12 protein-coding genes are annotated in these 19,818 nt (G+C 32.5%); all 12 read right to left on the reverse strand.

Annotated elements, in window-relative coordinates; all coding sequences use genetic code 11:
- Positions 1–402 precede the first annotated feature (402 nt).
- On the reverse strand, positions 403–2,250 hold the full coding sequence (locus Q0762_RS11625; RefSeq protein ID WP_298767069.1) for a cytochrome c peroxidase: 1,848 nt from the start codon (positions 2,248–2,250) through the stop codon (positions 403–405).
- 15 nt (positions 2,251–2,265) lie between these two features.
- Complete coding sequence (locus Q0762_RS11630) at positions 2,266–3,849, reverse strand: phosphatase (protein ID WP_298767070.1); 1,584 nt, start codon at positions 3,847–3,849, stop codon at positions 2,266–2,268.
- A 707-nt stretch (positions 3,850–4,556) separates the two neighbouring features.
- Positions 4,557–4,877: a DUF6169 family protein gene (locus tag Q0762_RS11635; protein ID WP_298767071.1), complete on the reverse strand. Its 321-nt coding sequence runs from the start codon at positions 4,875–4,877 to the stop codon at positions 4,557–4,559.
- A 435-nt stretch (positions 4,878–5,312) separates the two neighbouring features.
- Positions 5,313–8,873 (reverse strand): HsdR family type I site-specific deoxyribonuclease, encoded by a 3,561-nt coding sequence (locus Q0762_RS11640; RefSeq protein ID WP_298767072.1) that lies wholly within the window; start codon positions 8,871–8,873, stop codon positions 5,313–5,315.
- Positions 8,866–9,894 carry a virulence RhuM family protein gene (locus Q0762_RS11645; protein WP_298767073.1) on the reverse strand — a complete coding sequence of 343 codons (1,029 nt, stop codon included), beginning with the start codon at positions 9,892–9,894 and terminating at the stop codon, positions 8,866–8,868. The genes Q0762_RS11640 and Q0762_RS11645 overlap by 8 nt, the downstream gene beginning before the upstream one ends.
- A gap of 11 nt (positions 9,895–9,905) precedes the next feature.
- Positions 9,906–10,385 (reverse strand): GxxExxY protein, encoded by a 480-nt coding sequence (locus Q0762_RS11650; protein ID WP_298767074.1) that lies wholly within the window; start codon positions 10,383–10,385, stop codon positions 9,906–9,908.
- Positions 10,386–10,427: 42 nt separating this feature from the next.
- The gene (locus Q0762_RS11655; RefSeq protein WP_298767075.1) at positions 10,428–11,579 is read right to left on the reverse strand and encodes a restriction endonuclease subunit S; all 1,152 of its coding nucleotides are present in this window, start codon (positions 11,577–11,579) and stop codon (positions 10,428–10,430) included.
- Entirely contained in the window at positions 11,572–12,414 is an 843-nt protein-coding gene (locus tag Q0762_RS11660) for a KilA-N domain-containing protein (RefSeq protein ID WP_298767076.1), read from the reverse strand. Before Q0762_RS11660 ends, Q0762_RS11655 begins: the two co-directional genes overlap by 8 nt.
- On the reverse strand, positions 12,411–13,976 hold the full coding sequence (locus Q0762_RS11665; RefSeq protein WP_298767077.1) for a class I SAM-dependent DNA methyltransferase: 1,566 nt from the start codon (positions 13,974–13,976) through the stop codon (positions 12,411–12,413). The genes Q0762_RS11660 and Q0762_RS11665 overlap by 4 nt, the downstream gene beginning before the upstream one ends.
- Before the next feature lie 617 nt (positions 13,977–14,593).
- On the reverse strand, positions 14,594–14,977 hold the full coding sequence (locus Q0762_RS11670; RefSeq protein ID WP_298767078.1) for an HU family DNA-binding protein: 384 nt from the start codon (positions 14,975–14,977) through the stop codon (positions 14,594–14,596).
- A 545-nt stretch (positions 14,978–15,522) separates the two neighbouring features.
- A complete protein-coding gene (locus tag Q0762_RS11675) occupies positions 15,523–17,058 on the reverse strand; it encodes a YifB family Mg chelatase-like AAA ATPase (protein WP_298767079.1) in 1,536 nt (511 codons plus the stop codon).
- An 88-nt stretch (positions 17,059–17,146) separates the two neighbouring features.
- Positions 17,147–19,726, reverse strand: a complete 2,580-nt coding sequence (locus Q0762_RS11680; RefSeq protein WP_298767080.1) for a phosphoenolpyruvate carboxylase — start codon at positions 19,724–19,726, stop codon at positions 17,147–17,149.
- Between the last annotated feature and the right edge of the window lie 92 nt (positions 19,727–19,818).

The following is a 19,818-nucleotide window of genomic DNA, read 5'->3' on the forward strand; positions in this document are numbered from 1 at the left end:
AGCCCAATAGCGCCGATGGTACTGCATTTATGTGGGAGAGTAGGTCGCCGCCTTTCTTATTTCTAAGTCTCAATTCATCCGAATTGAGACTTTTTTTTTATCCCTATTTAGAGGGAATACTTCATTTTAATGGATCAAGCCATAAAGTTGTGGGGTTTGATAATAACTTCTTTACTTATGGCATATTTTACATTTAAAGCGTTGTGAATTGATGATTAAAGCACTTCCATTTTTAGAATTAAAGATGCTGGTTTGTGTGATTTGTCTAAAACAGAAAAACCCAATTTTTCATAAAATGCTTTAGAAACCAGAATTTCTTGTACATACAAACTCATTATAAACAACTAACCTTATAATTTTTAAGATTGATGTTTTAAAGTTATGAAAATTTGGGTTAAAGAATTAATTCTTTAAATAATCTGCATCGGTTAATGTTTTTATAAAAGCTATAATAGTGGCTTTTTCTTTTTTGTTTAAGTTTAAAGAATCTGGGGGCAAGGTTTGGTAAGGTACTTCTAATCCCATTCCTGCACCACCTCCATTATTGTAAAATGCTACGAGTTTGTCTAAAGTTTTGTAGGCACCATTATGCATATAAGGCGCAGTTAATTCAGCATTTCTAACTGTAGATGTTTTAAAGAAACCTCTTCTTTCTTCCACTTCATAAGGATAAAACATTCCTGGATCATCGTCTAAAATAGGATTATTAAAATCATCAGTTTTGGTAACACCCAAATGTTCAAATTCGCTTTCTGAAAATTTTGGAGGTACTAAACCATTAAATACAGGAGGAAAATGGCAAGTAGCACAAGCTGCTTTTCCCATAAATAAATTAAAACCTTGCTTTTCTTCAGTAGTTAGTGTAGTTTCTAAACCTAACATATTTTTATCAAATTTAGAATTAAAAGGGGCTAAGCTTCTAATGTAGGTTGCTATGGCTAGTCTAATATTTCTACTGGTAACATTACGTTTGTACAATGCATTAAACGCTTTTAAATACTCTGGATTTTCTTTAACGCGTTTTTCTAGAGTTTTCATATCTATATGAAACTCATTTTTGTTGTTGGTAACTCCAACAATTTGCCCTTCTAGACCATCGCCTCTACCGTCATAAAAAAATGTACGTTGATAGCCTGCATAGGTTAATGTTGGCGTATTTCGTTGTAATTTTACACCATTTTTTCCAATGCCTACTGCTAGACCATCTGTAAATGCTTTTTTGTTATTATGACAAGTTGCACAACTCATATCACCTTTATTAGATAAAGATGTATCGTTAAATAATTTTTTACCAAGCTTAATATACTCCTCATTACTGGCTGGAGATCCTTGAGGTGCAAAATTAGCAAGGTTAAAAAAATCTTTTTGAAATAAATTTTCTGCATAAGGATTCAGCTCATGATTTTCTGCCATTGCTACATTCCATTTTTTACACCCTTTTGCTAATAATGATAGTTGTTTATTGGTATGGTTTTTTATGAATGAATACCGATCAAAACTTTCAAATTCTGAATTTATTAATACATCTTCACTAGCTTTAAATTCTTTTAATAATTGCTGATATTCTTCTGTTTCTCCAAAAGAACTTTCCATATATCTTAAAATTTCACTTAAAGATTGATACACGTAAGCAGATTCTTCTGTGGAATTTAATTGCATTGGCGAATCAAAACCTGTAATACCTTTGGTAGCAATTGTAATAATGGCATCTCTTATCATTTTAAGATAATGCCTATCTTTTTGCTTGTATATCATATGATTGTGCGCCATAAAAGGAACTCTAGAGCGTAAAAAAATAAGTTGCAATTCTAATTCTTTTCTATTTAAACCTTCATCATCATATAATAATTCTTCTACAACTTGTAAACTTTTAGGTTTTAGTTTTTTAATATCCGTATAATCTTCTGCATGAACAATAAGTAAGTTTGGCCCGTTAATGGTTAGGTAATTATTATTGTCAAAGGCTATCATAAATGGTTCTGCAAATTTGTACCATTTTCTTACCGTTTTAAAAATAGCTTTATTTTCTTCTACAGTTTTTAGTGTGTCTAATTTGTTAATGTTTGTTGCCAAACTATCTAAACTCTGTAAGTAGTAATTTCTTAAATCTTCTGTAAAAACTGAACCTACTTTTTTGTAAGAAACGTTATTTGCTTTGTTTTCTTTATGGCAAGAAACAGTTATAAACATCAAAAAAAATAGAAACAGGAACTCTACTAAAGTCCCTGTTTTATAAGCATTTATTTTCATTTTATACATTTTAAACTATCTAGGTAACCCCGTAATTTTAAATAAGAAAGAACCTTCAAGATCAGAAAGACCTTCTGCAATTGCAGTAGGATCAAAAAATGCTTGACCATCTGCTCTTATTGCAGTATCAATCTTATCTAGCTCCCAGCCATGTACTTGAACACCACATAAGAAAGTTGGTTCAGAAGCACCAGTAACATCCGTAACATCTATCATACCAGTAATTTCCCATTTACCACCTCCACCATATTGAGGATTGTTGTCTTCATCACACTCTAAAACTGTAGTTAAATTACCTGTAGCAATTTCATACTTGTATAGTTTTGCCCAACCTTGAATTGCAGGGTTTTGATCAAAATATCCATTTGGATCTTCTTGAATGTATACAAAGTTTTCTGTAACCAAAATGTTATCTGGACTGTGAAAACCATCTGCTTTACCACCAACTTTGTCACCATCTAAAATACAAGTTATCTTACAATCTCCTGTTGGATCATTATCGTTTAACTCTACCATATAAATACGACCAAAAGTAGTTCCTCTTTTTGCTAAATCAGGATTATCTGCTCTGTAACGTCCTGTAACACAGAAAAACAATGCTCTTTCATTATCTGCAGAACCTTTTCTCCAATCAATATCTTCAATTCTTTGAAAACCGATAACTAAAGAATCTATGGCTTCTTGGTTTAATTCGTCTTTATTTCTTTCTGTCATTTCAATCCACTCAGCATCATAGGTAACACCTTCTGCCATGCCCATCTCAAATAATTGACCTCCTTGACCTGGTTCAGTTTCAGTAGCATTTTTTCCTTTTAAAACAAATAAATCTCCACCAAATAAATCTCCTCTTGCACCTACATACATTCCTAGATGACCTTCTGGATATGAGTTGTTGCTATCATCATCACCAATTATAGCTACAGTTCTATTAGGATATGCATTTTTACCAACTACAACTGCATTTTCTGTAGACCATTCTCCCATAGCTGCAGATCTTGTAGCAAAAGAAGCTAAACCTGCATCTTTGTAAGGATCTACAACATAAACACCTTGTGCTCCTGCTCCTTGGCCTACCCATTCGCCACCAGATAAATACATTGGACCAAAACCGTGTTCTTCTTTGGTAATTCCAGAACCAGAACACATTGCAGTAAACGCTGTTGCAGTTGAGTTTACAATGTAGTCTCCTTCTAAAGGCTGTAAATCAGCATTCATTTTAATTCTTGCAATAGAATAATCTCTTTCTAAGTTTACGATAAAAGAGTAGGTATCATCTCCATTATCAAATAAAGCACAACCATCTGTAAAAGAACCATAAACAAATGTAGAATCTGAAGGAAGAATGTCTTGAGAAGTTAGTAGCATATCAACCTTTACAGAAGGGTCAACTAATTTAAACACAGTATTAGGCACTACAGATGCTGCTAAAGGCTGTAATTCTAATGTAGCAGGAGTAAAATCCTGTCCATCATTTCCATTTGTTCCGTCTACGCCATCAACTCCGTTAACGCCGTCAATACCATCTTCTGCACAACCTACAAACATTGAGCTTGCTAAGATTGAGAGTGATAGAAAAGTAATTTTGAATAAATTTTTCATTTTTAATTGTATAAGAGTTTTTAATTAGTGCCTCAAAAGTATCTGTAAAAAACGCTTACGCTGTTAACTAATTAAAATGATACCGTTACAATTTTGTTGAATTAATGTTATCAAGATTATGAGAAGTTTAATAATTAAAAACAATCTAAACTACCTTAAAATCAATTTTTTAAAGTTTAATTTACATTTAAATAAAACGAGTTTCTTAGAAGAAAATAATCGTTACTTTTTTAGAAATGTATTGTTGTTTTAAAGTAGCCCTAGAAATTATAAGTACTTATAAAAATAAATGTATGAACTATTACACGTTGTTAAAATATTTAAATGGTATTATGAATAGTTTAAGTGCACGATTGTTGTGAAGCTATTATATTTGATGGTGTTATAGTGCTTGGAACTTTTGTAGAAGAGCAGTATAATAGCACATTATATAACTTAGTTTTGGGTTGGTTTTATAGTAAAATGATTGTTTTAGTGTTGGTAATGGCTCTTTTTTATTGTATCCATTTTAAAAAATTATAAAATTTAAATGAAACAAGCAATGTGCTATTATATTATTGGTTACAGGGGTTGCTATATAAAACCAACTATGCAGGAAAGCGTGGGTTGATATAAACTACAGAGGCTTATTATTTTTGCGCTAAATTAGGTTTAGTGTTGGGGATATTGAATCTATTTAAAATCAGAAAAGGAATTCATCTGTTGTTTTACCTTTTTTCTAATTCTTTTATTTGATAAGTATTTGTAATAAATAAGAATTCTAAAGTATAAAAAAGGTCTTCTGTTGGGTAGTTAAGATTAAATTTACTGTAAACATTAATTGTATTAGATTCGTTAAACCATTTACTAAATAATTTATTTCTAGAATATTGTCTTTTATCACTAGAATCACATACATAATGTATTAACGCATCTTTATTATTGTCTAAAAAATCAATGATAATTTGAGAAATTGTTGCTTTTATTTTAATATCGTTCGATAACTTTACACCTTCATTAACAACAGGATAAAAGCTTAATATATACAAATCTTTAAAGTAAATATTATTAAAATCTTGTTTTAAAAGTTCTAAAACATATTTTACACCAGAATCAGTAATAAAAGAAAAAAGAGGATTGCATCCTCTATTAGTTTATATGTATACATTTACTACTAAAGTTTAGTTTTCCTTTACTTTAGCCAATACTTTTTTACGACGTTCTTCTTTAAGTTCCATCATTCTTTTTAATGTTGAAACTATTTTTTTAGAAGGTTTTATGTTAACAGTTTGTATCATAACACTTTTATTTCTTATACAAAAATGTATAATTTCTTTATCTAAAGCAACTATTATACCATTTATTATATTGTAAACGTTATACTTAACTATATAATTACTTTTATAAATTAGACGGTTATTACTTTGATTAGTTACAAAATATTATTTATTCTTATAAGTGATTTATATAGAAACATCTATTCTCTAATTGTTAGAAGAGAACATTTCAGCCAAATTTTCACCTTGTCTTAATACCCGATCTGCCTCCATTTTTGCTAAATCTGGTGGGTAACCATAACGCATTAATATTTTCTTAACCGCTAACCTTAATTTTGCTCTAACATCATCTCTTTTACTCCAATCTACAGTCGCGTTTTTTCTGATTACATCTACAATTGTATGAATCAATTCTTTCATTTTATGATCCTCTAAAAAGCTTGTAGAGTCATTTTGTTTTAAAACACTGTAAAATGCATACTCTTCAGTTGTTAATCCCAACTCTTCCGATTTAGAATCTTCTAAACGCATTTCTTTAGCGATCTCAGAAAGTTCTGCCAAAACTTGTGCCGAATCTATTTGATTATTGTGGTAGCGTTTTACAACAGATTCTAACATTTCGGAAAACTTTTTTCCTTGTGCTATATTTTTAGATTTACGAATACTTACTTCATCACTCAATAGCTTTTTCAAAAGTTCAAAAGCAACGTTCTTTTGTTGCATGTTTTTTACTTCTAATAAAAACTCATCTGAAAGAATACTAACCGAAGGGGTTTCTACCCCTGCTGCTTCAAAAACATCAATTACGCCATCACTTGAAAGGGCATCATCTACAATTTGCTTGATAGCTGTTTCTACTTCATAGTCCGATTTTACGCCACTTCCCGTAAACTTATTTAATCGTGCCTTTACGGCTTGAAAAAATGCAACTCCGTCTTTCAACACTTCAGCTTCTGGACTTGGAATTGACATTGCAAATAACTTTGATAACAACGTCACTTCTTTTAAAAAGCGGTCTTTTAATTTTTGGTCTGCTAAAATAAAGTTTTGAGCACCTAATAATACTTGCAATTTTTGAGCAGTATCTACTTTAAAATATTGCTTAAAGTCAAAACCGTTGAACATTTGCTCTACAATTTCAAACTTCTCTTTCATACCTGCAATCGCTTCTTTAATATCTACAACAGGCGAACCTTCGCCACCACTTTGTAAATAAGTTGCCATTGCTTTACGTAAGTCTTGACCAATACCTATATAATCTACTACTAAACCGCCTGGTTTGTCTTTATAAACTCTATTTACTCGTGCAATGGCTTGCATTAAATTGGCTCCTTGCATTTTCTTATCTACATACAGCGTATGCATACTTGGTGCATCAAAACCAGTTAACCACATATCACGAACAATGACTAATTTTAGCGCATCATTTACATCTTTCATTCGTGTAGCTAAGTCCTTTCTTTGGTTTTTGGTGGTATGGTGTGGTTGAAAAATTTCTGGGTCGTCTGTAGCACTCGTCATGATGACTTTAATGGTTCCCTTGTCTAAATCATCATTATGCCAATCTGGTTTTAAAGCAACAATCTCATTAAATAGTCTTACACAAATATTTCGTGTCATACCTACAATCATTGCTTTTCCTTCAAATACCGTTTGACGTGCTTCAAAATGGGTAACAATATCCTTTGCAACATCTTTTAAACGGTCTGGATCGCCTACTATAGCGTCAATAGTTACTGTTTTCTTTTTGGCTTTTTCTAATTGTTCTTCAGTTGCACCTTCAATGCTGTTAATTTCATCATCTAGCGCTGCCGCTTTTTGTTCATCTAGTTTAATTTTTATTAAACGCGATTCATAACTAATAGGAACGGTTGCCCCATCATCAACGGCTTGTTTAATGTCATATACATCAATATAATCGCCAAAAACCGCGGGAGTAGATTTATCTTCTTTTTCAATGGGTGTTCCTGTAAAACCAATGTATGATGCATTTGGCAAGGCATCTCTTAAATACTTTGCGTTTCCATATCTTATTTCTGAACCATCATCAGTTTCTACCACACGACCCGAAAACCCATATTGACTTCTGTGGGCTTCATCTGCTACAACAACAATATTCGTTCGGTCAGATAAGGTTTCGTACACATTGCCTTCTGCTGGTGCAAATTTTTGAATAGTTGTGAATATTACACCACCACCAGAAACTTTTAATAGTTCTTTAATATGTTCTCTGCTATCTGCTTGTACTGGCGTTTGTCTTAATAAGCCAACGCAATTGCCAAAAGTTCCAAATAGTTGGTCGTCTAAATCATTTCTATCTGTAAGCATTACAATAGTTGGATTTCCCATTTGTGGATGCGTAATAATTTGACCACTATAAAAAACCATTGACAACGATTTACCAGAACCTTGCGTGTGCCAAACCACGCCAATCTTACGATTGCCGTTTCCCTCACTTCCGTCTCTCCCAGCGGGAGAGAAACCATCTTTAGCAGCTTTAATTTTTAATAGTACTTGTTCTATATCATTTTCAACCGTTTCATTTTTAAATCTAATTACGGTATTACCTATCGTTGTTAAGTAAGCTTCTCTCTTCTTATCTTTACGTTGTTGGGTTTCTGTAAAATGATATGCTCCATCTAATTCAATGATTAATTTTAATTCATTACAATAGAAATCAACGATATAATCTCCTATTTGATGTTGTCTTCTAAATTTTAAGTCTAGAACTTGTCTATTTCTTAATATTTCCCAAAGTATTTTTTCTACTGGTGTTCCTTTTTTTCTAAATTCTCTTGCCGTTTTTACCAAACCCGAAAAACTATAATTACCTCTATAATTAACCGTTTTCTTCTCCCTTTGGGAGAAGTTAGAAGAGGGCAGTTTTGCTGTTGCCCGTAAGGTTTGGGCTACTGCTTTTTGAACTGCATAATATTGATGATAAGCACCCACTTTTTTGATGTTAACTTGAAAAATGATGCCTGTTTTATCGTCTTTCTTTTCTTCTTTTTCAAAAACGGTACAATACCTAATCAGCTCAACCAATGTTTTTTTATTGAGCATATATTCAGTCAGCATTTGCAATTCAGTTCTTACTTCATTGGCTACTTCTTTGGGTGCTTTCCAAGACAAGTACCTTGAAAATGGTGCGGATACACTTGAGGTACCAGCATCTATACCATCTGAAATCACACAAATGGCATTGTAATAAAAAATACTCGGTACTGCTTTTTTGTAATTTTGTATTTGGTCGTAGGCTCTACGTAATGTTGCTTTTTCGCTTGTGGCACTTTTAAGCTCTATAAACACTAATGGCAAACCGTTTACATAGATTACTACATCAAAACGTTTTTCGTTATTATTCTCTTTAACTACCAATTGATTAACCGCCCAAAAACTATTATTATCGGGGTTTTCTGCATCTAAGAGTTTTACATTAATTCCTTTTGTTCTTCCCTCTTTAGTATATTCTACAGTAACGCCATTGGTTAATAATGTATGGAAACGTTCGTTGTTTTCCATTATATCTTCTGTACCAAGATTAATTACCTTTTGGTAGGCTTCTAAACGAGCTGACTCTGGAAGTGTTGGATTTAATTTTTTTAGCGAATCTTTAAAATGATTTTCTAATAATACAGAACTAAAACTTTCACGCTGTGGAGTTGAACCAATAGGCGAAATATCTGTGCCGTTAAAGTAGGTATAGCCTTGACTTACTAATTGGTCTATTAAGGCTAGTTCTATGGTGTTTTCGGAAAGTTTACTCATTTCCTTTTTCTTTTAAGTGTTTTATTTCTTTGTCAAAATCAGATTCAAATAATTTATCCTGAATTATTCTATATTTTTCAAATTCTGTTTCGGCTTTTTCTTTGGCTATTTGGGTAGATATTTTGCCGCCATCTTGTAGTATCTCTCTTTCGTCAAATTCTAAAAAAGCATCTATTCGTTTTGCCCAATCTTCCATAGTCATTGGTATGTTTCTTTGTGCCCTGTTTTCGGCTAAATCTAAAAAGGCATTCACAATTTTTCCTAAAGATTCTAACTCTACTTTGTTCAAGTAATTTTTAGCAATAGAAACATCTGTTTTAATAATTTTGCCATCTGGTGCGTTTTTCCAATTGGTTAAACCCATTTTATCTTTACTACTATCTACACGTTTATGTATTAATTCTGCAGCAGTATTGCCGTGAATACCAAAATGTAGTTTGTTCTGCACTTTTGCAAAAAAATGGCGTGTAGTGGTGGCATCTCTATTATAATCTACACTTGTGGCATATATATCGGTTATTTTTTGGTAGAATTTACGTTCGCTTAATCGTATTTCTCGTATTTCGGCAAGTAGTTCTTCAAAATAATCTTTGTTGAGATACGAACCGTTTTCTAAGCGTTTTTTATCTAATACAAAGCCTTTTATAGCAAAGTCTTTTAATACTTTAGTAGCCCATTGCCTAAACTGTGTGGCACGTATGGAGTTTACACGATAACCTACAGATATAATGGCATCTAAATTATAAAACTCAACCGCTCTTTCTACCTGTCTTTTTCCTTCTGTTTGAACTATTCGAAATTTTCGAGTCGTTCGGTTTTCATCTGCTTCACCACTTTTAAAAATTTCCTTTAAATGATAGTTTATGGTGTTAGAGGCTACAGCAAATAACGTACCCATTAGTTTTTGAGACAACCAAATGGTTTCATCTTCATAGCGTGCTTCTATACTGTTTTCACCAGCTTGTGCTGTAAATATTAAAAACTCGGCAGTGCTATTGCGTATTCGTTTGTTTTTTGCCATAATCGTCTGAACTATGATTTTTTATTGATTTTAGGATTGCCTTGATTTTGTTGTTTGAATGATTTATTGCTCAATCTTTTAAACTGTAAACTCTTTGCTCCAAAATTGATTAACAAACCTACTTCTAAATCATAGGCTTCTAAGTAATTTATGGCTTGCGCCAAATGCACCTCTTGTAATTCTATTATGGCTTTTAATTCTAATGAAATAATATTTCCTACTAAAAAATCGACTCTGCGTAAACCTATTTGCTGTTCTTTATAATAAACAGGCATTTCGTGTTCTCTAGAAAAAGAAATATCATTATTTCTAAACTCAATCTCTAACGCTCGTTGATAAATAACCTCTTGAATTGCGAAGCAATCACGAATACCATTGAAAAATATATTAACATAATGAGTAAATCCATTACCTAATTGCCTATGCACTTCCATAGCCAACCCAATAATCTTGGAGGTTAAATCAGAATATTTATACTTTTCGTTTATCATATCATTCCTTAATAAATCATATTAATCAAACAATCATTAAAATCATAGTTCAGACATTTTTACACGCAACTGCCCACTCATTAATTTTGGCAATAAGGTGTTTCTTGTTTTCTTTAGAGATTGAATTTGGTCCGCATTGTTCTTTATTTTACCAAATAAATTAAAGACTATATCGTTGAATCTATTTATAATTTTGTCATTAGGGATAGCCAATTCTATACCTCTAAAACTTTTTAATGAAATATATTCCTGTGTAGTTCCACTTTTACTTGTTTCAAAGAAGTATTTTCCAAATGAACTTTTTAACCATAAATATGAATAAATGGAAAAAATCTTGTTTTGTGAAGTCTTAAACAAAGCAACATTTTTGATAGCGTAGTTAATTAGCTCATTTTGTTCGAGATAAGTTAAACCAATAGTTCCTATCATTGAAACCAATATATCGAATTGTTCAACTCTACTTCGTTTATTTACATTTATATAGTCTTCTTCCGAAATTAAATAAGCATCTTCAAGTTTAATCCGATTATTTCCAAGATGTTTAGAAGTGATTAGTTTATAACCTGTTTTTTTTTGTTTTGGCGAATCGTGAGTACCATCTCTTATTTCAAATAACTCTGTAATCTTTCCAACTCTCCACCCATCAGGCAGTTCATCACCTACTTGGTATTTACCAAACCATGCTGCAAAAATAGTTTGTGCGGTTTGCTCTAGGGTTTTGTTTTGTGCTTGCAGGTTTTCTATTTTATCATCAAAAGCGGTGAGGATGTTGGCTATGGCTTTTTGTTCTTCTATGTCTTTGGGAATAGAAAAGGGAAATTGATTCAAAACAGCTGTAGTTAGACTAGGGACAGCTGAACCAACGTTTAAGTCTGCAAGGTTATATGTCTTTAGTTTATAGTATAAATAATTTGACTTGATTATAGATTCATCAATCTGTGTGTAGAACAAAGTATCAACTGTCCAAAAAGGTTCATCAATAAAAAACAAATTAGATAATGTTCCTTTTCGAGGTATCAATACTGAAGGTTTATCATACAAAATTGAATCAACATATCTCATAATTCCTCCAGAACCATAGCAAGGAATGTCCCCATCTTCTAATTTTTTATGGTCTTTACCATATTTTATTTTGCATACATCTCCCAAAGTAGTTTCTGTCCAACCATTTGGTATTTCGTTTACACTACTCATTATCATTTTTGTTTTTAGCTTCCAAAACTTTAGGCATATCCTGTTGCAAAAGTATTTGCATTTGGTTTATGGCAATTTGATTGAGTTTTACAAGGCGTTCACTCTGTGAGATTTCTTCAGTAATAAACACCGCATTTATATTTTCTAAATTGGCCAAACATACCAATTGTGAAATATTGGCATCATCTCTTATGTTGCCCTTTTTATGAGGGTTATTGTCTCGCCATTGTTTGGCTGTTTTACCAAACAGTGCCATATTTAACACATCTGCTTCGCTGGCATACACAAAAGAAATTTGTTTGTTGGTAAGGTGTTTAGGGATTAAGTTTTCTTTAATAGCATCGGTATGTATGCGATAGTTTATTTTGGTAAGTTGTCGTTTTATAGTCCATTCTAAGTCTTTAGCTTCTGCCTCTTTTAGACGTTGAAACTCTTTTACTACATACAATTCAAACTCCACAGAAACCCAACTGGCAAATTTAAAGGCAATGTCTTTGTGGGCATAAGTGCCTCCATAACGACCTGCCTTTACAATAAATCCTTTGGCATTGGTGGTTTCTGTCCATTTTTTAGGCGAAAGCGTAAAGGCATTTAAACCTGCTTGCTTTTTAAACCCCTCGAATTCGAGGGGTTTAAAATTAGGATTATAAAGGGATTCCCAAATTCCTAAAAATTCAATGGTATTTCTATTTCGCATCCAGTTTCCAATAACCGCACTTGGGTCTTCAGACTTATGCTTGGCAATATCAGTTAATGAGATAAAATCTTGTTCTTTGGTTTTAAAAATGGTAATTTCCTGTCCTTTTACCTCTATTATTTTCTTCGTTTTACTCATAAACTCATCCCTATTTTAGCCAATTGTGTAGCAATTTCTTTGTTTAACTCTTGCTCTTTGTCCATTTGCTCCTTCAATAAAACAGTCAATGACTGCATTTTATCTTCAAATGGGATGCCATCGTCCTCTTCATCGGGTATGCCAACATAACGCCCGGGTGTGAGTACGTAACTGTGTTTTTGTATGGCTTCTAGGGTTGCAGATTTACAGAAGCCTTTTATATCTTGGTAAAGAGGTTGCGATGCTGAGATTGCTTCGTCCTTCGTCCTTGCAATGACGTTACGCCAATTTAGGTAGGTGTCTCGTATTTTGGCAATGTCTTCTTCCGCAAAATCACGGTGTACACGAGATTTCATAAAGCCAAGGTCAGAAGCATCAATAAATAGCACTTCGTGCCCCTCATTTCCGTTTCTCCCATTGGGAGAAAGACCTCTACGTAAAAACCAAATACACGCAGGTATGCCTGTGTTGTAAAACAGTTGTTTTGGTAAAGCAACAATACACTCTACTAAATCATTATCTACTAAATTTTTACGAATATCACCTTCACCAGAGGTGTTTGAGCTTAAAGAACCGTTAGATAAAACAGTAGCCATTACGCCATTGGGTGCTAAATGGTATAGCATATGTTGCATCCAACCGTAATTGGCATTACCGTTAGGTGGTGTTCCGTATTTCCAACGTCCATCTTCTTGTAAAATATCAACGCCCCATTCTTTTTGGTTAAAAGGTGGGTTTGCCAAAATAAAATCGGCTTTTAAATCGGGGTGTGCATTTTTTAAAAAGGTGCCTTCTGTATTCCAAGCAACAAACTTGCTGTTTATGTTACGTATGGCAAGGTTCATTTTAGAGAGTTTCCAAGTAGTTTGGTTGCTTTCCTGCCCGTAAACGGTAATGTCTTTTATGTTTCCGCTATGTTCGGTTACAAACTTTTCACTCATTACAAACATTCCACCAGAACCACTTGCTGGGTCGTACACTCTGCCTTTATAAGGTTCTATCATTTCTACCATTAGTTTTACAATGGCTTTAGGTGTGTAAAATTGTCCGCCTTTTTTTCCTTCGGCATTGGCAAACTCTCCTAAAAAGTATTCGTAAACCCTACCAAAAAGGTCTTTAGAGTTTTCGTTTTCGGCTTGTAGTTCGGTGTTAGATATTAAGTCAATGAGTTCACCCAAAGAGGTTTTATCTAAATTAGCTTTACCATATACTTGTGGCAATACATTTTTTAGTTCTTTGTTTTCTTTTTCTACCGCTTCCATAGCCTCGTCTATAGTTTGCCCAATAGAAGGTAATTTGGCTTGTGCGTGTACGTGAGACCAACGTGCTAGCTTAGGTACAAAAAAAGTATTTTCGGCAATGTATTCGTCTCTATCTTCTGGGTCAGACCATTCGTCTGCTTCTAGTTTGTGGTAGAGCTCTGTAAAGGATTCTGAGATATATTTTAAGAAAATTAAGCCTAAAACTACGTGCTTGTACTCGGCAGCATCTATGTTTTTACGCAGTTTATCTGCGGCTTTAAAAAGTTTTTGTTCAAAACTACTGGTGTCTTTTTTTGCCATTATTATTGGTAGATGTATTTATTGTTATTTAGAAAACGATATGACCATAAAGAAAACCCTAATAATAGGAATAATCATATTGTATATCATAGCTTTTAAGCATTAAAAATAGTATAATATTATTATATATCCATATTCTTTAGCATATTTAAGTGCGCTGTATACTCCTTCGCTTTATCATTAAAATAATTGTTTTCTAGTAACAACTTAATAATAGCTATTTATAATAAAACTTATGCTGTATTGTGAATATGGAATTACCCCCTTATTTCTCTAATTTTTAGCGTACAGTTTTAACGCTAAAATTCTTTATTTAGAACAAATTTTTCTTGTTTTTAAGAGTGTTATTCACTTGAATTTCAAGAATTTTATCAGAATTTACTAGGGGTAATTGTTATAATATTACCCTTGTAATATGGGTCTTATACAGAAAACGTTGGTGTAAAACTGGTTTTTTATATGAGTTTTATTGTGTAAGGATGCAATAGCAACTGCACCCGCACGCAATAAAAGTTGCGTCCTTATGCAATAGCCAATTATTTTTAAAAAAAGACAAAATAAAACCCTAAAAAAAGCTTGTTTTTTTAGGGTTTTACGAAAAAAATAAGAATGTAGTTTTAACTCACTTTACGATAGTTTAAGGTGTTTAACAATTCTTTCATTTTTTTAGCCGGTCTAAATAAAATTCTACTTTTAGTAATCGCATTTGCAGTTACTTCTGCAGGCGTTTCAAAACCTTTAGAACTTAAACCCACTTGAAAATTACCTAATTTGCCCAAACGTACAATGCGGCCCTCTTTAAGTTCTCTAATAATGTTTTGTTCTAAAACCGTTAATACAGCAATACAGTCTGTTTCTGTTACCGTACATTGGTTAGAAATTATTTCTGCTAAAGATTCAAAATCTATGCTTCCGTTGTGGGTTACAGTAGCATAATATTTTTCTGCTGCTGTAAAATCTTGAGGATTTTTCCTCGGTATAACTTTATATGATATACTCATAATTATGTTATTTATAGTGTAAGACTTTTGTAAAGGTAGCCCTACAGAAACCTCTTAAAACACGCTTTAAAAACTCTGCAATACCTTGCCAAACACCTACGTTTTTAGGGTGTTAAACTACAAACAAGTGTTTTGTTTGTAGGAGTTTGTAAAAAAATTAAATCATGCTGTTACCAAGTGCAGGGTGTTGGCCTGCTTTAAAAATTGTACAATTTTTTTGGTAAGTTTTAAGAAGTATTGTAATTTTGAATTCCACTACAAAACGAATACTTTTAAAGTGTTACCGTTTTAAAAAAGTCTTAAAGCAACATCTTTAAGGCTTTTTTGTTTTAACAAAGATAATAGGTTTCTTTAAGTTTTAATAATTAATCTATTAACAGATTATAAGCATTTTGTTGATGATTTATAAACGTTACATAAATGTTAAAATTTCTGAGTGCAAAATACACGTTTTTGTAGTAAAATGGAAGCCATAGTTATTCACAAAACAAGGAGAGTTATTCATTTTATTTTATGGTTTCTAAAAATAAGGAATTTAAAGCGTGTTAACCCAACCAGCCATCTCTATCTAAACTTCTGTATTGTATAGCTTCTGCAATATGATCTGGCAAAATGTCTTTAGAATTTGCCAAATCTGCAATGGTTCTAGATACTTTTAAAATCCGGTCATAAGCCCTGGCAGAAAGATTTAATTTTTCCATGGCTGTTTTTAAAAGCGATAAACTCTCTGCCGATAATTTACAAAATTCACGAATTTGCTTCACACGCATTTGCGCATTGTAGTGTACGTTTTTAAAATCTGTAAATCTTTTAGATTGAATTTCTCTAGCAGTTGTAACACGTTTTCTAATTGCTACGGAAGATTCTCCTTTGCGTTCTTCAGAAAGTTTAGCAAAGGGCACAGGTGTAACTTCTATATGAATGTCTATTCTGTCTAACAATGGGCCAGATATTTTACTTAAATAACGTTGCATTTCTTGTGGAGAAGAAGTCATTGGACTGTTGGGATCGTTAAAAAAACCAGACGGACTAGGATTCATGCTTGCCACCAACATAAAACTACTTGGGTAGGTAACTGTAAATTTTGCTCTAGAAATGGTAACTTCTCTATCTTCTAAAGGTTGCCGCATTACTTCTAAAACGTCTCTTTTAAATTCTGGTAATTCATCTAAAAACAACACACCATTATGAGATAAAGAAATTTCTCCTGGTTTTGGATATTGCCCGCCACCAACTAGTGCAACATTAGAAATGGTATGGTGAGGACTTCTAAAAGGTCTTGCGTATAACAAGCCTTCGTTTTTTGTATTGCCCACTACAGAATGTATTTTTGTGGTTTCTAAAGCCTCGTGCAACGTCATAGGTGGTAAAATACTTGGCAACCGTTTTGCTAACATGGTTTTTCCAGATCCTGGAGGGCCAATCAAAATAATATTATGACCGCCAGCAGCAGCAATTTCCATACAACGTTTTATAGATTCTTGCCCTTTTACATCAGAAAAATCAAATTCAGGGAAATCTATGTTTTTATAAAATTCTGCTCTTGTATCTACAACCGTAGGTTCAATTTTTTTATCACCATTAAAATGGTTGATTACTTCCATAATATTTTCTACACCTAAAATTGCCACATTATCTACAATGGCAGCTTCTTTGGCATTTGCTTTTGGTAAAATAAGGTATTTAAAACCTTCTTCTCTTGCTTTTATAGCAATGGGTAAGGCACCTCTTATGGGTTGTAAACTTCCGTCTAAAGAAAGTTCTCCCATAATAATATATTCATCTATTTTTTCTGATTGTATTTGGTTGGATGCTGCAAGAATACCTACTGCCAAGGTTAAATCATAAGAAGCGCCTTCTTTTCTAATATCTGCAGGCGCCATATTAATAATTATTTTTTTACCCGGAAGTTTGTAGTTGTTGTTATTTAAAGCGGCAGAAATTCTGTAAGAACTCTCGCTTACGGCTTTATCTGGCAAACCTACCAAGTGGTAGCCCACGCCTTTGTCTATATTTACTTCTACAGTAATTGTGGTGGCTTCTATACCAAAAACGGCAGAACCGTAAACTTTTGTTAGCATTTTTTTTCTTTAAAAATAACTAAAAAAAAGGCATAAAAAAAATGCAATCAAAAGATTGATTGCATTTTTAAAATTTTGAAACGTTATTTTAAGCAGAATTTCTACTCGCGTTAATATTACCAAATAAAGAACGCATTACCATTTTCTCGTAAATTTCTAGTTCTTTTTCATTACCCTCACTTTTTTGCAATTCTTGTATTTGTTTTAATGCATATTGCTGAATGGTTAACAATGGCAATACAATTTGTTCTCTCATTTCTATAGAAGCCTTACCAACAGGGAAGTTTTCCATTAATTCTGTATGACCTGCTAATTTTAAAAGTAATCTTTTGGTGGTTTTATATTCATCATGAATAATATTCCAAAAAGCACCATATTCTGGGTCTTCTGCCATGTATGCAGTTAAGCCAAAGAAAGATTTTGTTAAACTCATCATACTGTTTTCTAACAAAGTTCTAAAGAAATCAGAGGCATTGTAAAACGCTACAATTTCATCAAACCTACCTTCATCTTCATATTTTTTAAGAGCAGTACCTACACCAAAAAATCCGGGTACATTTTGTTTTAATTGGCTCCAACTACCCACAAAAGGTATGGCTCTAAGTGCAGAAAAATCTAAAGTATCTGAGTTAGAACGTTTACTTGGTCTACTACCAATATTTGTTTTTGCATAATATTTTAACGTACTCATTTTTTCTAAATACGGTAAAAATTTAGGATGCTTTTTAAAATCAACATAAGTTTGGTAGCTGTTTTCTGCCAAATCTTCCATTAATTTTCTATGCTCATCATTTAACTGATCTTTGGTAAAAATATCATTTTTAATACCAGAACTTAACAATTGTTCTAAATTGTATTGAGAAGATGCTTTTGTACCAAAGTTAGAGCTAATGGTTTGCCCTTGTATGGTTAATTGTATTTCTTTATCTTCTATTGTTGGACCTAAAGAAGCATAAAATTGGTGTGTTTTACCACCACCTCTTGCAGGTGGTCCTCCACGGCCGTCAAAGAAAATTACTTCAATATCAAACTCTCTAGAGACTTTAGTTAAAGCTTCTTTTGCTTTAAAGATTCCCCAGTTTGCCATTAAATAACCACCATCTTTAGTTCCATCAGAAAAACCTAACATAATAGTTTGCTTGTTTTTTCTTTTCTCTAAATGATATCTGTAGCTTCTGTTTGTGTATAATGTGCGCATAACGTCTTCTGCATTTTTAAGATCTTCTACAGTCTCAAAAAGTGGAATAACATCTACAGGCAATTCATTTTCAAAGCCACATAAATTTAGCATTGCAAACGTTTGCATTACATTTAATGCAGTTTGGTTGTTGCTAATAATATATCTGTTTGCACCACGTTCTCCATTTCTTTTCTGGATTTCTTTAAGTGCATACATAGATTCTATAGTGTCTATAGAAATCTTATCTGTTAATGTTGTAGGGTCTATTTTACCTTTTACAACAGCTAATATTTTAATTTGTTCCGCTTCTGTTAAATTGTTAAAATTCTCAGGGAAAGTTGTATCGCCAATCTTTTGTAAGTCTTCTACAATTTGGGTAAAAGCTTGGTGGTGCACTCTACTGTCTTGTCTAATATCTAAAGATGCAAAGTGAAAACCAAAAATTCTTACTTTGTTAATAAAATCGTCTAATTCTTCAATAAATAAAGAATCGTGTTTTGTTTTTATAATTTCTCTAGCAGCACTAAGTTCTTCTAGTAATATTTTTTGAGAGAAGTTTACTTTGCTGTAACTTCTAACCACATGCTTGTACAATCTCTTTTCTATTCTTGCTAAAATTTCTTGAACACCATCAAAAGTAAAACGTCTTTTTAAACGTCTTACATCTCTGTAATAGTTTCTAAGTATAGATTGGCGCAGTCTTTCTGCAACATTTAATGTAATTTCTGTAGTTACAAATGGGTTACCATCTCTATCGCCACCTGGCCAAAAACCAAGATCTATAATTTCATTATCTAACGGCTCACCATCATAAACATTATTTTGTATGTAGTTGTAAATTTTTGGTACAGAGTGGTAAAAAACATGTTCTAAATACCAAACTAAACTTACAGCTTCATCAAATGGAGACGGTTTTGCTTTTTTATAAAAAGGGGTTTTACCCAATTGTGCTAGTAATTTCTTAATTAAAAGTAAATCGTCTTTTTGTATGGCTTCATCTAAATCTGTAATAATTCCTAAAACAGAACCTGGGTAAAATTGTGTAGGATGCGCAGTTAATACAATACGTACTTTAAAATCTTCTAGATATGCTTTAAGTTCTTCTTTTTTGTTATTTAAAGAGGCAGCTTCTTTAGAACCTCTTAAGGTACCAAAACCATCCATATTATTTACTTCAGAGAAAGCAGCGTCTTCAATAGCATCAAACAATACTACTTGGCGTTCTATAAACTGAATAAAATGAAAAAGAATATCTGTTTTTTCTTTTTCTGAAGGATTTTCTTGATACTTCTTAAAAAAGTGATTTATAATTTCCGTAGGATTTTTGCCAAGTTTAAAACCTTCTTCACAAACTTTGTGTAGTAAGGGTAATAAAACAGCAGTATCGCCTATAGTATCAAAAGGTAAAGTTGTAAAAATACTATTGTAAATTTGGTATTTAGATAGTACGTTATCGTTAAAACGAGATAATTTTGGAAGGCTTGACATTCTTTTTGAATTTATGTATAGTAAAGTTACAAAAAAGAGTGGCTACAGAACTTGTGTTTTTACTAATAATTGGTATTTTAATTACGAAAACG

The organism is uncultured Polaribacter sp., assembly GCF_947495205.1.
Lineage (GTDB): Bacteria > Bacteroidota > Bacteroidia > Flavobacteriales > Flavobacteriaceae > Polaribacter.

Coding starts and splice junctions, on each gene's coding strand:
- Q0762_RS11625 (WP_298767069.1), bottom strand. CDS start 2,250: ATGAAAATAAATGCTTATAAAACAGGGACTTTAGTAGAGTTCCTGTTT.
- Q0762_RS11630 (WP_298767070.1), bottom strand. CDS start 3,849: ATGAAAAATTTATTCAAAATTACTTTTCTATCACTCTCAATCTTAGCA.
- Q0762_RS11640 (WP_298767072.1), bottom strand. CDS start 8,873: ATGAGTAAACTTTCCGAAAACACCATAGAACTAGCCTTAATAGACCAA.
- Q0762_RS11645 (WP_298767073.1), bottom strand. CDS start 9,894: ATGGCAAAAAACAAACGAATACGCAATAGCACTGCCGAGTTTTTAATA.
- Q0762_RS11650 (WP_298767074.1), bottom strand. CDS start 10,385: ATGATAAACGAAAAGTATAAATATTCTGATTTAACCTCCAAGATTATT.
- Q0762_RS11655 (WP_298767075.1), bottom strand. CDS start 11,579: ATGAGTAGTGTAAACGAAATACCAAATGGTTGGACAGAAACTACTTTG.
- Q0762_RS11660 (WP_298767076.1), bottom strand. CDS start 12,414: ATGAGTAAAACGAAGAAAATAATAGAGGTAAAAGGACAGGAAATTACC.
- Q0762_RS11665 (WP_298767077.1), bottom strand. CDS start 13,976: ATGGCAAAAAAAGACACCAGTAGTTTTGAACAAAAACTTTTTAAAGCC.
- Q0762_RS11670 (WP_298767078.1), bottom strand. CDS start 14,977: ATGAGTATATCATATAAAGTTATACCGAGGAAAAATCCTCAAGATTTT.
- Q0762_RS11675 (WP_298767079.1), bottom strand. CDS start 17,058: ATGCTAACAAAAGTTTACGGTTCTGCCGTTTTTGGTATAGAAGCCACC.
- Q0762_RS11680 (WP_298767080.1), bottom strand. CDS start 19,726: ATGTCAAGCCTTCCAAAATTATCTCGTTTTAACGATAACGTACTATCT.